Raw genomic sequence first — 13,770 nt, forward strand, 5'->3', positions numbered from 1 at the left:
CCCCGACTGGATCGGTTCAGATGAGTGACTCCTGTGAAATTGCTGTTGTCGGTGGCGGTCTGGCCGGCATGACGGCGGCGTTGGCGGCCGCATCGCGCGGCTATAGAACGTCTCTGATTGCCCCAGCTGTAAGGCGCGCAGACGGCCGCACTACGGCCTTGATGATGCCGTCCATCGATATGCTTGCAGAACTTGATGTCTGGCCAAAAGTCAGCGATACGGCGGCGCCTCTTCGCAGCATGCGGATTATCGACAGTACTCGACGCCTGATCAGGGCGCCGACCGTTACGTTTCATGCCAGCGAACTGGATATCGATGCGTTCGGCTACAATATCCCCAACAGTCCGTTGCTGAAGGCCCTGCTCGACCGTGCCATGTCGCATCCGGGAGTAAGGATTGTTGAGGCTTCCTTGGACGCCGCCGTGGAAACCGACCAGGGTGTTGAGCTCTTGCTGGATAGTGGAGAAACCATTCTATGCAGGCTGGCCGTTGGAGCGGATGGACGCAACTCCACAATCAGATCTGCCGCAGGGATCGGCGTGCATGACTGGCGCTATCCGCAAACCGCACTGGTTCTGAACTTTTCTCATCAGTTTCCACACGCCAATACATCGAACGAGTTTCATACGGAACAGGGTCCGTTTACGCAGGTTCCCCTGCCCGGGTTGAACTCAAGCCTGGTGTGGGCGCGAGAACCCTCCGAAGCCGATGCGATGCGTGCGCTCAGTCCGGAAGTGCTGGCTGAAAAGATTGAAATGCAGATGCAGTCAATGCTCGGTCGTGTGACAGTTGAAAGCGAAGTTCAGTGCTTTCCCTTTAGTGGAATGATTGCCCGCAGCTTTGGTCGCGGCCGGATGCCGCTCGTCGGGGAAGCCGGGCATGTCTTCCCTCCCATCGGTGCACAGGGCCTGAACCTTGGCTTGCGCGACGTTTTGGACCTGGTCTCCGCCCTTGAGCAAGCCGGTGGACCGGATAATGCCCATGACGTAGTGCAACGCTATGACAAATCGCGCCGAAACGATGTTGTTTCGCGTACAGCCAGCGTCGATATGCTCAACCGTAGCCTGCTGCACTCGTTTCTTCCGGTCCAGCTCTTGCGTTCAACCGGTCTTGCAGCCCTTTCAGCCATCCCGCCGCTGCGCAATTTTGCCATGCGTGAGGGAATGGAACCTGGAAGCGGATTTGGATTGCTTAAGGATTGGCGGCCGGAAAAATATCGGCGGGAAGCATCCCGGTCGTAATGGCGTAAAGCAGCGCCGTCACACTGAGTACCGACAAGGACGTTGTGACCAGTATGGTCGCCGAAGCTCGCTCAACCCACTCCCCGTATTGCTGCGCCAGCACGAAAACGTTCGTGGCTGTGGGCAGTGAGGCCAGAAGCACGGCAGTGAAAACCCAAACCCTGTCGAAATCTCCGACGAGACCCATCGCCAGATAAACAAGCAGTGGGTGAATGAGGAGTTTTGCCGGCACGATATAGGTCAGCTCAACGGGAACACGTTTGAGCGGGCGCAAAGCCAGCGTCACTCCCATTGCAAAGAGTGCACAGGGTGCGGCGGCCTGAGCGAGATAGTCGATCAGGCGCTCCGGTGCTGCAGGAACCGGGATATCCAGCCATGCGACCAGAATGCCGGCAGCGGTCGCCAGAATGAACGGATGGAGCAGAATGCGCCGTGCGATCAGCAGTATCAGGGACGGCCACGGCCGCTTTTCACTGCCTGAAATGGCCATCATGCAGGGCGCAATGGCAAAGTGCATGATGTTTTCAAAGCAGAAGATCAGCGCAACCGGGATAGCGGCCTTTTCACCGAATGCAAGGATTGCAAGGCTGGGGCCCATATAGCCTATGTTTCCGTATGCCGCCGCCAATCCCTGGATTGTTGCCGTAGCGATCGTTGCGCGCGCGACAACAATGGCAAGCGCAAAAATCAGAGCAAACACGGAATAGGTCGACAAAAGGCTCGCAAAAATAAAATCCATGCGCGCCAGCTCTTCAATCGGCGTACGCGACAAGAGCTTGAAAAAAAGAGCCGGCAGCGCCAGGTAGATGACGAATATATTGAGCCAGCCGAGAGCTTCGGCCGGCTGATGAACCAGCCTGGCGGTCAGGAATCCAAGGAAAATGAGCCCGAAAAGGGGCAGGATGAGCGCTGCGATATCCGACATAGGCCGTTCTTGCGGTTGCTACACAGCTTGTATTCAAAAACGCTTGGTAATCAAGAAGCTAAAGTCGTCTGATCAGAATTGAGCCCTGACCGGACCAAGCCAGCGCTAACAATTTGTTACTGAATTCGACGGAAAGTCATTGAAATTACAGGGGCCTTGCCCCTAATAGTGTCCGCAGGAGACAATAAAATATGTTCAAAGCGCGCACAGCGAAATTTCAAATCGGACAGATGGTTAAACACCGTGTTTATCCATTTCGCGGCGTTATCTTCGACGTCGATCCTGTCTTCAACAACACCGAGGAGTGGTACCAGTCCATCCCGGAAGACGTTCGCCCGCATAAAGAGCAGCCCTTCTATCATCTCTTTGCGGAAAACGAAGACACTGACTACATCGCCTACGTATCCGAACAGAATCTCCTGCCTGACGACAGTGGCCAGCCGGTTCAGCATCCCCAGATCGCAGAGATTTTTGATGGGCCCGATGACGGGCTCTATAAGCTGCGCGGCCCGGTCGGGCACTGAGCCCTATCAGGAAGGCCGCCTGAGCAGCAATGTTTCAGTACTCCGTCGGGACAACTGACTTCCTGCCGGCCAATCGATGAAAAAGGCGCGGTGTGTGCCGCGCCCTTTTAAATGAATCAGTTGGCTTCCTTGGCCTTTTGCTGGGCTTCTTCCAGCTTTTGCCTTGCGGACTGTGCCTTGCGCTGCATTTCTTCCTGCAGCAGGCGCTGGCGTTCCTGCAACTCGGACTGCGCGACCGGTTCGCCGTCAAAGGCGTCGGTGAATCCTTTGAGCGAAACCTTGATCGGGTTCGGTGCGCGCTGGAAGTTGACGGATGTGAAGACCACCTCGCCGCCACGCTTAAAAGAGTCGACTATGGCGTCGGTCAGCGGAACCTGCGCTACGCATTTGTCCGGCATGCAAACGGAATATGGAACACGTTGAGCCTTGCCGCCGTCGATCTGCATGTTGACGCCAGGCTGGATGGTGCGGGCCGAAGGCACTGAAACCTGCAGGATCTTATTGCTTGCCTTTCCTTCCACCAGAATAAGGCCGACAGCGGTCAGAAGCTGGCCGGTTGGCGCTGCGGTGATGTTTTGAACCACGCAGACATCATTGTCTTCCTGTTTCGTGCAGACTTTGTACCATCCCTGCTGCGGTGCCTGCGCACTCGCGGCCCCAGCCATCGAAAAGATCGCGGCGCCTGCCACTGCGCTTGCCAGCACGGTCCTTGTGACTATTGCGGTCATGAAGGTCATTCGTCTCATTTCTCCTGGGCTTTGATATGCTGTTCGCCGGGTGTTGTACTTTCCGTTTCGTGGAAGCGAAGCAAGCCTTGACGTCGATTCGCAGCCATCCCGACCGAATTCCGCCTTGCCAATCGCGCACTCCGTGTACCTGAAATACGGCCATTGCAAGGCTTGAGAACCAAACTTTCCCCGTTCTGTAAGCGCAAAGCGGCCCTGTGTCACCCCGTTTGCTTGTTCAATGGTTTATTTGCCCGGAAATAATAGGAAAAGCCGCAATTGGGCTGCTATTTCTAGGATTGTCGAATCAGATGAGCGGATTGCCGCCTCAAGGAATCAGCAAATGTTCTTAAAAAGCACTGCTTTTCTCATCCTGTTTGCAGCGTCGATTGGCTGTATATCCTCAGCTCTGGCCACCGCTGAAGGCCCAATGCACGCCATCGCGTCTCACGGTGAACCGGCACTGCCGGCTGACTTTGAGCATTTACCCTATGCAAATCCTGATGCACCCAAGGGTGGCAGCATTTCCTACGGTGTGGTTGGTACATTCGACAATCTCAACCCTTTCATCCTGAAGAGCATGCGCACGACCGCGCGCGGCATGTGGGACCCGGAATTCGGACATCTGACCTATGAAAGCCTGATGGTGCGGTCCAGGGACGAGGCTTTCACACTTTACGGCTTGCTCGCCGAAAGCGTCGAGTTTGACGATGACAGGACATTCATCCAGTTCAACATTAATCCGCTCGCCACATGGTCTGACGGAGAGCCCGTGACGGCTGACGATGTGGTCTTCACGTTTGAACTTTTGGAGGAAAAGGGTCGCCCGCCCTTTTCAAGGCGCCTGAACCGCGTAGAAAAAATGGAAAAGACCGGTCCTCTGTCGGTCCGCTTCTGGCTGAAGGAAGACGCCGGCAGAGAGTTTCCGCTCATCCTTGGGATCAGTCCTATCCTTCCGGCACACGCAACCGATGCCGAAACGTTCGATCGCTCGACGTTCGAGCCGCCGGTTACGTCAGGTCCCTACCGAATAAAAGCCATACAGCCCGGAGAAAAAATCACATTTGAACGGCGTGAGGATTATTGGGCACGGGATCTGCCCGTTAAACGCGGACTCGACAACTATGATGAGATTTCGGTGGAGTATTTTCTGTCCGACAGTGCTCAGTTCGAGGCTTTCAAGAAGGGCGTCTATGATATCAATCCGGAGGGCAGTCCGATCAGTTGGGAACGCGCCTATGATTTTCCCGCAATAGAGCGAGGTGAAATCGTCAAGGCTGTCTTCGAGAACAAGCTGCCTGCAGGCATGTTCGGCTTTGTCTTTAATACCCGCCGTGAGAAGTTCGAGGACAAAACGCTCCGCAAAGCCCTGGCCATGCTTTTTGATTTCGAATGGGTCAATCGCAGCCTGTTCAACAACGCCTACAAGCGCACGGAAAGCTATTTTCAACATTCCGACCTGTCCTCCATCGGACGACCGGCCAGCGATCTGGAGCGCGGCTTGCTTGCCCCCTTTCCCGATGCCGTGGACAAGGCCGTTATGGACGGTACCTATCATGCAACCCGGACCAACGGCAGCGGCCGGGACCGGAAAGTTCAAAGGGAGGCGCTCAGGCTTCTGAACGAGGCCGGTTACCGGATCGAACAGGGCAAGCTTTTGGATCAGGCGGACCAGCCACTTCTTTTTGAGGTGATGACCCAGAATGAGGGCCAGGAAAAAATCGCCCTGGCCTATCAACGCAATCTGGCGGCACTTGGTATCGATCTGAGTATACACACAGTCGATGACGCACAGTATCAGCGCCGAAGCCAGAACTACGATTACGACATGATCATCAAGGCCTACCCCGCGTCGCTGTCCCCCGGCACGGAGCAGGTGTGGCGCTGGGGAAGCCAGTCGCGCGATATTGAAGGAACTTTCAATTATGCGGGTGCAGCCGAACCGGCCATCGACGCCATGATCGACGCCATGCTGGAGGCCCGTTCGCAGGAGGCATTTGTGGCTGCCGTGCGCGCGTTCGACCGCGTGCTTGTCTCAGGCTACTATGTGGTGCCGCTTTATTATCTGCCCGGACAGCGGGTCGCGTACCGGTCGAAACTTGAACATCCTGCCGTCACGCCCATCTACGGATATGTTCTGCCGACCTGGTGGGACAAAACCGCGAGCCAATAGCAGGCAATGGAATGAAAAGGACAAGCAGATGACCGCCGTTAACATCGATATTGTATCGGACGTCATGTGTCCGTGGTGCTATGTAGGCAAGAAAAGGCTCGAAGCGGCACTCAAGGAGCTGCCTCAGAATATTGAGGTCGATGTGCGCTGGAGGCCCTATCAGCTTGACGCAACGCTTCCAAAGGAAGGCAAGGACCGCAAAGAGTATCTTTCCGAAAAATTCGGCGGTTCCGAACGGGCGAAACAGATCTACGATGCCATCCTGGATGCCGGCCGCGAGGAAAATATACCCTTTGATTTCGAGGCCATCGCGGTTTCCCCGAATACGTTAGATGCGCATCGTATCATCCGCTGGGCGGCTTCAGAGGCGCCGGGAGTGCAGGACCGGCTCGTCGACATCCTGTTTCGTGCCTATTTCCTTGAGGGCAAGAATATCGGCGACAATACGATCCTTCTGGAGGCTGCGGAAAAAGCCGGGATGGACCGGGCAATTACCGAAGGCCTGCTTTCCGGGACTGCCGACTGTCTTGAGGTGGAACAGGAGATCGAAGTTGCTCGCAAGATGGGCGTAACCGGCGTTCCCTGTTTTATCATTGATAATAAATATGCCGTCATGGGCGCCCAGACGGCCGATGTGCTTTCAAATGCGATCGCAGAGGTCGCACGCCAGAAGGAAACGGAACTGGCGTCTGAAGAGCAGGTTGCTGAAGAAACCTAGTCCGCCTCGGCAATCTCTGCCAGTTGCGTCATGATGACAGCGGCGCCGTTCAGGCGGTTTTGAGCTGTTGGCAGGTCTCGTGCAAAGACCACGCTCTGGTCCGGACGAATTTTGGCCAGTGATCCTTGTTTGCCTAGGTGCGCCACCAGGCCGGCCGGGTTGGGGAACTCGGTGTTGCGAAAATGAACGACGACCCCCTTGGGGCCTGCATCGAGCTTTTCGACATTTGCACGCCGGCAAAGCGACTTCATGAAGACGATTTTGAGCAGATGCTGTACTTCGTCCGGCAACGGACCGAAGCGGTCAATCAGTTCGGCGCCGAAGCCGTCAATCTCATCGGGTGTGTTGAGATCGCCGAGCCTTCTGTAAAGACCAAGCCGCAAATGAAGGTCCGGCACATAGGCGTCCGGAATCATGACGGACGTACCGACGGTGATCTGCGGAGACCAGCCGGTGTCGATGCGCTCTTCCTCGCCCTTCAGTTCTGCGACAGCTTCCTCCAGCATGTGCTGGTAGAGTTCAAAACCGACTTCCTTGATATGGCCGGACTGTTCTTCTCCCAGCAGATTGCCGGCACCGCGAATATCGAGGTCATGGCTGGCCAGCTGGAAGCCGGCGCCGAGCGTGTCGAGGGACTGCAGGACCTTCAGCCGGCGTTCCGCGGTTGCCGTCAGTATGCGGTTCACAGGCAGGGTGAACAATGAAAAGGCCCGCACCTTGGAGCGTCCGACACGACCGCGAAGCTGATAAAGCTGGGCCAGTCCGAACATGTCGGCGCGATGGACAATCAGCGTGTTTGCCGTTGGCACATCAAGGCCGGACTCAACGATGGTCGTCGACAACAGCACATCATATTGGCCGTCATAAAACGCGTTCATGATGTCGTCGAGCTCACCGGCGGGCATCTGCCCATGGGCGACAGCGACCTTCAACTCGGGCACATCCGATTCGAGGAAAGCATGAACCTCGCCAAGGTCGGCAATGCGGGGGCAGACATAGAAACTCTGCCCGCCGCGATAATGTTCGCGTAGCAGGGTTTCGCGAATGACAAGTGGATCAAAGGGCGAAATAAAGGTGCGCACGGCCATCCGGTCAACGGGAGGCGTGGTGATCAGAGACAGCTCCCGCACGCCGGTCATGGCGAGCTGCAGCGTACGCGGGATGGGCGTTGCGGAAAGCGTCAGCACGTGGACATCGGACTTCAGCTCTTTGAGCCTTTCCTTGTGCTTGACGCCGAAATGCTGCTCTTCATCGATAATCAGAAGGCCGAGATTGGCAAACCGGATCGATTTGCCAAGCAGCGCGTGCGTGCCGATGACGATATCGGCCTTGCCTTCGGAAAGCGCCTGCTTGGTCTGCGTCAGTTCTTTTGTACCGACGAGCCTCGATGCTTGCCTGACATTGATAGGAAAACCGCGCAGGCGATCGCTGAACGTCTTGAAGTGCTGACGGGCGAGCAGCGTTGTCGGCACAACGATAGCCACCTGCACGCCATTCATCGCGGCAATAAAGGCTGCCCGCAGGGCCACCTCCGTCTTTCCGAAACCGACATCGCCGCAAACGAGGCGGTCCATGGGCACGCCGCCCGACAGGTCATCCAGAACGGCGTCAATGGCGACCGCCTGGTCTTCCGTTTCGTCATAGGGAAAACGGGCGGCAAACTCGTCGTAAAGTCCTTCCGGCATGTTGAGCTTGGGTGCATGGCGCATCTGCCGTTCGGCCGCGATCCTGATCAGGGCGTCCGCCATTTCGAGCAGCCGCTTTTTCAGCTTTGCCTTGCGCGATTGCCATGCGACCCCGCCGAGTTTGTCCAGAACGGCATCCGAGGCGTCAGAGCCATAGCGCGACAGGAGTTCGATGTTTTCCACCGGAAGAAACAGCTTGGCCTGTTCCGCATATCGCAGTTCCAGGCAGGCATGGGGCGCGCCTGCCGCCTCGATGGTGCGAAGTCCCATAAATTTACCGATACCGTGTTCGGCGTGGACCACGATATCGCCCACCTCGAGTCCGGACACTTCGGAGATATAGTCCGCGCCTTTCTTTCGTCGTCGCCCGCGCCGAACAAGGCGGTCTCCGAGGATATCCTGCTCACCGATGACAGCCAGCTCATTGATTTCGAAGCCGCTTTCCAGATTGAGAATGGCGGCGGCGGCTTCTCCGGGTGCCAGTTTGTCAAGGTCAGAGAGGGTTTTGACAGGCCGCACACGCTCAAGCCCGTGTTCGGCCAGAACCTGCAGCAAACGGTCGAGCGACCCTTCCGTCCAGGCCGTGATCAGGACCTTGGCCCCCTCACCGCGCTTTTGGCCGATATGTTTGACAACATCGTCAAACAGGTTGACGCGCTGGCCCGCATCATCCCGTTTCTCCACGCTGGCAGCCCAGCGGGGACCGGCGTGGGCATCGATATTGACGACGCGTTGCGCGCCGCCTTCCTGCTCCATGAAAGGCGAGAGGGTTATCGCGTTTTTGTCGCCAAAGATTTTGGAAATCGCGTCAGGATCGAGATAAAGCTGTTCGACTGGCACGGCGTTGTAGGGCGTCGCTCCGGCGGAAGACGCCGCTTCTGCAAAGGTGCTGCGCGCCTCGTAGTGATCGACAATCTGCTTGTGGCGCTCCGCCGCCGCTTCCGGCACGTTCCGGTCGGTATAGATCGTGAAATCCGGCAGATAATCAAACACCGTCTCCAGTTTCTCATAAAAAAGCGGAAGCCAGTGTTCCATTCCGGCGAAGCGACGGCCTTCACTGATTGCCTGATAAAGCGCATCGTCACGGGTAGCAGCGCCAAATAGAGAAAGATAATTCTGGCGAAAGCGGCTGATCGTCTGTTTGTCGAGCGTCACTTCGCTCATCGGGTTCAACAGGAATTCGCGCACCTGCCCTGTGGTGCGTTGCGTCGCCGGATCGAATCCCCGGATGCTCTCAAGTGTGTCGCCAAAAAAATCGAGCCGGAGCGGCTCTTCGTTTCCAGGCAGGAATACATCAAGAATACCACCCCGTATCGCGTATTCGCCGACCTCCCGGACGGTTGGCACGCGTTCGAAACCATCGCTGGCGAGGCGGGCTGCGAGATCGTCCATCCGAAGCTGATTGCCGGCGCGGGCCTGGAATGCCACACGGTCCAACAGATTTTGCTCGGGAACCCTTTGCATCAGGGCGTTGATGGAGACCAGAACGATCGCGGCATGGGGGTTTTGACGATGTGCGCACAGGGCGCTGAGCGTTGAGAGGCGCTGCGCTGCCGCGTCGGCGCTCGGCGATACACGGTCATAGGGCAGACAATCCCAGCCGGGAAGCTGAAGGACGGGTATGTCCGGGGCTACGAAACCCAGGTTTTGCGCTAGGTCGGCCATGCGCTGGCCATCGGAGAGCACGTAGGCAACCGGTTTTCCCCGCCGTGCAGCCTCCGCAAGGATCAGCGCTTCCGATCCCGATGGAACATTGGCGACAATTGTGGGAACCGAAACGTCGAAGATTCCTTTCACCGACATGTCAGTCAGCATGTCGGATCGTCCTGCTTGTAATCTCGGATACGTCGAAAAAGATCCGTGTCGTATTGCGCTGGCGTTGGCACTTCCCCGGTCACCCATTGAAGCAGGTTTCGGTCGTCAATCTCGAGAAGAGTTTCGTAAAAATCGAGTTCGTCGGTTGTCATCGTGTCGACATTGCTGTCTGCAAACTGCCCCAGAATCAGATCCATTTCACGGATGCCGCGATGCCAGGAACGAAACAGTATGCGCCTGCGTCTGGGATCCAGTTCAGCGCTCGTACGGGTGGTGCCGGTCATAATCGGATTTGATTCCAGATAAAGATGCGTCTCTATAGCGAAGGCCGATTGAAAAGTCAGCTTTACCGTCACAGTCGGCAGTGCCGGATGACGGTAATGCTAGTAAGATGGATCGAAGCTATTGTGGAATGAAAGTCAGGTGACAATCTGAAGATTGATGCCATTTTCCGTTATCGCGTTTGAGGGGTTGAATACACCAAGCCATGCGTCCCACCCTGCTGGACCCGTTATTTGTCCCGGTGACCTCTTTTTCCGGCGTCGGCCCGAAGATCGCGGCACTTATTGCTCGCGCGATCGGGCGCGAAAGCGCCGATGATACCCGTGCCGTTGATCTTGTTCTTCTGCCGCCAACTCGCCTTATCGACCGTCGCAACCAGCCAGGTATCGCATACGCGTCGGAACATGCCATTGTAACCTTGAAACTGTTTGTCGACCGGCATCAGCCGGCGCCACGGGGCAAGCGGAATGTACCGTACCGTGTGTTTGCACATGACGACACGGGCGACATTGCCCTCACCTTCTTTCACGCTCGTCAGAACTGGCTCGAACATGCCCTTCCGGTAGGAGAGATGGTGCTTGTCAGCGGCAAGGTGGACTGGTTCAACGGCAAGGCGTCCATGGTGCATCCCGACCGCATGGCGCGAGAGAAGGATGCCGAAAGCTTTCCGTTTGTCGAGCCGGTGTATCCCTTAACGGCCGGCCTTTCGCCGAAACATCTGTTGCGCGCCGTAGAGGGAGCCCTTGCCTCGCTTCCTGACCTGCCCGAGTGGCAAGATGCGGCTTTCATCGGCAAAAACGGATTCGCCGACTTTGGCGGCGCGGTGCGCGCGTTGCATACTCCGCGCGATGAACACGACATGGATGCAAATGCCCCGGCGCACCGGCGGCTTGCATATGATGAACTGCTTGCCGGCCAGCTCTCTCTTGCTCTTGTCCGTCAGCGTGTTCGTAAATTGCAAGGGCAACCGGTAAATGGCGACGGTACAATTCGTGAGAGTATTCTGTCCGCACTGCCGTTTGAACTCACCGCCAGCCAGAGAGTGTCCATCTCGGACATACTGTCGGATATGCAAAGCCCGGACCGCATGTTGCGACTGCTTCAGGGCGATGTTGGCTCCGGCAAGACGGTGGTTGCTCTGCTTGCCATGGCGGCCTGCGCCGAAGTTGGCGGTCAATCCGTCTTGATGGCGCCGACCGAGATACTGGCGCAACAGCATTACGCAACAATCGAGCCGCTCGCCCGCAAAGCAGGACTGGAGGTCGAACTGCTTACCGGGAAAATCAAGGGCAAGCAGCGCAAAGAGGTTCTTGAACGCATGGAAAATGGTCAAGCCCGGCTGATCGTCGGGACCCATGCGCTTTTTCAGGAGAGTGTTGCTTATGACAATCTGCTTTTGGCCGTTGTGGACGAGCAGCACCGTTTCGGTGTGCATCAGCGGCTTCGCTTGACCGCAAAGGGCACCGCCCCGCATATGCTGGTGATGACCGCGACACCGATACCGCGGACACTCGTTCTGTCTGCGTTTGGAGATATGGACGTCTCGAAATTGAGCGAAAAGCCTGCGGGCCGCCTTCCGATCAAAACCGTTACCATCGACGGCGATCGTATTCAGGATGTCGTTGCGCGTCTGCGGGAAGCTGTATCGTCCGGACGAAAAGCCTACTGGATCTGCCCGCTCGTCGAGGACTCGGAGGTTTCAGACCTGATGTCTGCCGAGCAGCGCCACGGTTCGCTTGCCCGGGAGTTCGGCGATCTCGTCGGCGTCGTGCACGGTCGCATGAACAGCGATGAAAAGGACCGGGCCATGGCAGATTTCAAATCAGGCAGGACACGGCTGCTGGTGGCGACAACGGTGATAGAAGTCGGGGTCGATGTTCCGGACGCATCGATCATGGTGATTGAACATGCCGAACGCTTCGGCCTTGCGCAGTTGCATCAGCTAAGGGGCCGTGTCGGACGGGGCTCGGAAGCATCAAGCTGTATTCTTCTCTACAAATCTCCACTCAGCGAGACCGCTCGTTCACGATTGACCATCATGCGCGAGAGCGAGGATGGGTTTCGTATCGCGGAGGAGGATCTGAAGCTGCGTGGTGAAGGCGAATTGCTCGGAACCCGGCAATCCGGTGTGCCGGGTTTTCAGCTTGTCGATCTCGAAGCACACCGGGATCTTCTCGAAATCGCCCGCAATGATGCGCGCTACATTCTGGAAACCGATGCTGACCTTTCCTCAAAAAGAGGTCACGCGCTGCGCCTGTTGCTGTATATCTGGCGCCGGGACGAGGCCATCAGACTGTTGCGAGCAGGTTAGGAGATATCTTTGATGTCAGTTTTCCAGTCGGACGATGTTGAGGCGATCTTCACGGCCTATCCGGATCATGTACGTGACAGCCTGCTTTCCTTGCGGGAACTGGTGTTTGAGACCGCCGGCGAGACGCAAGGCGTCGGCCAGATCGAAGAGACATTGAAATGGGGCGAACCGAGCTATCTGACAAGCCGGCCCAAGAGCGGGTCGACCATCAGGATCGGTTGGCACGACGACAAGCCCGACCATTGCTCGGTGTTCTTCCACTGCCAGACGGATCTGATCGCCACCTGCCGGGAGCTTTATGGTCAGGATTTCGAGTTTGAGGGCAATCGCCGCCTTTCATACCGTGCTGATGGCCCACAGCCGACCGAGGCGCTGAAGCACTGTCTGGCTTTGGCCCTGACCTACCATTCGCGAAAGCGCAAATCTTGACATCTGCCGCGTTTGCCGATGGCGACGAGAGTGCTTGCGGCGGCCGTCGGCGAATTGTAGAATCTCAATGAGATGCTCATAATGGCTGTTATTTCGTGACTGCAAAATTCAAGGTGGCTTTTGCTGGCTTGGCCCGCGACTGTGCCCACGCCCTTCCCGGAATTCTCGCACATATTGAAGATATCGCTTCTGATCTTGACGATTGGGGCTATGTCTTTTTTGAGAACAATTCCGTCGATACCACCCTCAAATTACTTGGGAGCTTCGATGCCAAACATGGCCGGGGCCTGGTGGCTTCATACGGTGACCTGCAGTCCCGGATATCTTCCCGCACCGAGCGTCTCGCGCTTTTGCGCAACCGGTGCGTCGACGAGATTTTAACCTCGGAGCGTATGCGTCACTTCGATTTCCTGATCATGATCGATCTTGATGCGGTGAACGAAACCATTGACAAGGCGAGACTACTGGAACTGATGCAAACGGACGATCCCCGGTGGGATGCGGTTTTTGCCAACCAGAGCGATCGCTACTACGACATCTGGGCCTTGCGGCACCCGACCTGGTCGCCGGATGATTGCTGGAAACGCGTGAGGGAACGACCGCCGCATATGACAAAAAAGGAAGCCGAGGCGGAGTTTGTCTTCAAGCGACAGGAACGAGTTGATCCGGCGCGCGGCTTTATCGAGGTGGAAAGCGCGTTCGGCGGGCTTGGCATGTATCGCCTTGATGCCTTGGACGGATGTCGTTATGTGGGCCTTGCGGCCGATGGTATTGAGGTTTGTGAGCATGTCGCCTTTCATCGCGACATGAGAAAAAACGGCAGCCGGCTCTATGTCGATGCGACGTTGATCAACGGAAGTGGCGGACAGCCTCACGATTCAGGAATGTCCCGGAAGACAAGGCTGCTTCGCAAACTCAATAAGAAGCTGGGACGATAGAGCC

General features: G+C 56.8%; 11 protein-coding genes. 7 read left to right on the forward strand and 4 right to left on the reverse strand.

Going from position 1 to position 13,770, the window contains the following annotated elements; genetic code table 11:
• Positions 1-20 precede the first annotated feature (20 nt).
• Positions 21-1,241 carry a UbiH/UbiF family hydroxylase gene (locus OQ273_RS08355; protein ID WP_267989992.1) on the forward strand — a complete coding sequence of 407 codons (1,221 nt, stop codon included), beginning with the start codon at positions 21-23 and terminating at the stop codon, positions 1,239-1,241.
• On the opposite strand, the gene OQ273_RS08360 is transcribed toward OQ273_RS08355, so the two are convergent.
• Positions 1,192-2,166, reverse strand: a complete 975-nt coding sequence (locus OQ273_RS08360) for an AEC family transporter (protein ID WP_267989993.1) — start codon at positions 2,164-2,166, stop codon at positions 1,192-1,194. The genes OQ273_RS08355 and OQ273_RS08360 overlap by 50 nt on opposite strands.
• Before the next feature lie 191 nt (positions 2,167-2,357).
• Here OQ273_RS08360 and hspQ point away from each other — a divergent pair, with 191 nt between their 5' ends.
• Positions 2,358-2,690, forward strand: coding sequence for a heat shock protein HspQ (gene hspQ, locus OQ273_RS08365; RefSeq protein ID WP_267989994.1), 333 nt, complete (start codon positions 2,358-2,360; stop codon positions 2,688-2,690).
• 116 nt (positions 2,691-2,806) lie between these two features.
• Here hspQ and OQ273_RS08370 read toward each other — a convergent pair whose 3' ends face one another.
• On the reverse strand, positions 2,807-3,427 hold the full coding sequence (locus OQ273_RS08370; protein WP_425493363.1) for an invasion associated locus B family protein: 621 nt from the start codon (positions 3,425-3,427) through the stop codon (positions 2,807-2,809).
• Positions 3,428-3,758: 331 nt separating this feature from the next.
• On the opposite strand from OQ273_RS08370, the gene OQ273_RS08375 reads away from it, so the two are divergent.
• Both OQ273_RS08375 and OQ273_RS08380 read left to right on the forward strand, forming a co-directional pair.
• Complete coding sequence (locus tag OQ273_RS08375; RefSeq protein ID WP_267989995.1) at positions 3,759-5,588, forward strand: extracellular solute-binding protein; 1,830 nt, start codon at positions 3,759-3,761, stop codon at positions 5,586-5,588.
• A gap of 28 nt (positions 5,589-5,616) precedes the next feature.
• A complete protein-coding gene (locus OQ273_RS08380; protein WP_267989996.1) occupies positions 5,617-6,306 on the forward strand; it encodes a DsbA family oxidoreductase in 690 nt (229 codons plus the stop codon).
• On the opposite strand, the gene mfd is transcribed toward OQ273_RS08380, so the two are convergent.
• Positions 6,303-9,806 carry a transcription-repair coupling factor gene (gene mfd / locus OQ273_RS08385; RefSeq protein ID WP_425493364.1) on the reverse strand — a complete coding sequence of 1,168 codons (3,504 nt, stop codon included), beginning with the start codon at positions 9,804-9,806 and terminating at the stop codon, positions 6,303-6,305. The genes OQ273_RS08380 and mfd overlap by 4 nt on opposite strands.
• Positions 9,800-10,090, reverse strand: coding sequence for an FAD assembly factor SdhE (locus tag OQ273_RS08390; RefSeq protein ID WP_267989997.1), 291 nt, complete (start codon positions 10,088-10,090; stop codon positions 9,800-9,802). The genes mfd and OQ273_RS08390 overlap by 7 nt, the downstream gene beginning before the upstream one ends.
• Before the next feature lie 203 nt (positions 10,091-10,293).
• On the opposite strand from OQ273_RS08390, the gene recG reads away from it, so the two are divergent.
• From recG to OQ273_RS08405, 3 genes are all read left to right on the forward strand, one after another.
• Positions 10,294-12,399, forward strand: a complete 2,106-nt coding sequence (gene recG / locus OQ273_RS08395; protein WP_267989998.1) for an ATP-dependent DNA helicase RecG — start codon at positions 10,294-10,296, stop codon at positions 12,397-12,399.
• Positions 12,400-12,411: 12 nt separating this feature from the next.
• Complete coding sequence (locus tag OQ273_RS08400; protein WP_267989999.1) at positions 12,412-12,828, forward strand: DUF1801 domain-containing protein; 417 nt, start codon at positions 12,412-12,414, stop codon at positions 12,826-12,828.
• A 95-nt stretch (positions 12,829-12,923) separates the two neighbouring features.
• Positions 12,924-13,766 (forward strand): hypothetical protein, encoded by an 843-nt coding sequence (locus tag OQ273_RS08405; RefSeq protein WP_267990000.1) that lies wholly within the window; start codon positions 12,924-12,926, stop codon positions 13,764-13,766.
• The last annotated feature ends 4 nt before the right edge of the window (positions 13,767-13,770 follow it).

This window comes from Hoeflea prorocentri, from assembly GCF_027944115.1.
GTDB lineage: Bacteria > Pseudomonadota > Alphaproteobacteria > Rhizobiales > Rhizobiaceae > Hoeflea_A > Hoeflea_A prorocentri.

Excerpts from the sequence above, each read along its gene's own strand:
- hspQ (WP_267989994.1), top strand. The coding sequence starts at position 2,358 with ATGTTCAAAGCGCGCACAGCGAAATTTCAAATCGGACAGATGGTTAAA.
- OQ273_RS08390 (WP_267989997.1), bottom strand. The coding sequence starts at position 10,090 with ATGACCGGCACCACCCGTACGAGCGCTGAACTGGATCCCAGACGCAGG.
- mfd (WP_425493364.1), bottom strand. The coding sequence starts at position 9,806 with ATGCTGACTGACATGTCGGTGAAAGGAATCTTCGACGTTTCGGTTCCC.
- OQ273_RS08375 (WP_267989995.1), top strand. The coding sequence starts at position 3,759 with ATGTTCTTAAAAAGCACTGCTTTTCTCATCCTGTTTGCAGCGTCGATT.
- recG (WP_267989998.1), top strand. The coding sequence starts at position 10,294 with ATGCGTCCCACCCTGCTGGACCCGTTATTTGTCCCGGTGACCTCTTTT.
- OQ273_RS08380 (WP_267989996.1), top strand. The coding sequence starts at position 5,617 with ATGACCGCCGTTAACATCGATATTGTATCGGACGTCATGTGTCCGTGG.
- OQ273_RS08400 (WP_267989999.1), top strand. The coding sequence starts at position 12,412 with ATGTCAGTTTTCCAGTCGGACGATGTTGAGGCGATCTTCACGGCCTAT.
- OQ273_RS08355 (WP_267989992.1), top strand. The coding sequence starts at position 21 with ATGAGTGACTCCTGTGAAATTGCTGTTGTCGGTGGCGGTCTGGCCGGC.
- OQ273_RS08370 (WP_425493363.1), bottom strand. The coding sequence starts at position 3,427 with ATGACCTTCATGACCGCAATAGTCACAAGGACCGTGCTGGCAAGCGCA.
- OQ273_RS08360 (WP_267989993.1), bottom strand. The coding sequence starts at position 2,166 with ATGTCGGATATCGCAGCGCTCATCCTGCCCCTTTTCGGGCTCATTTTC.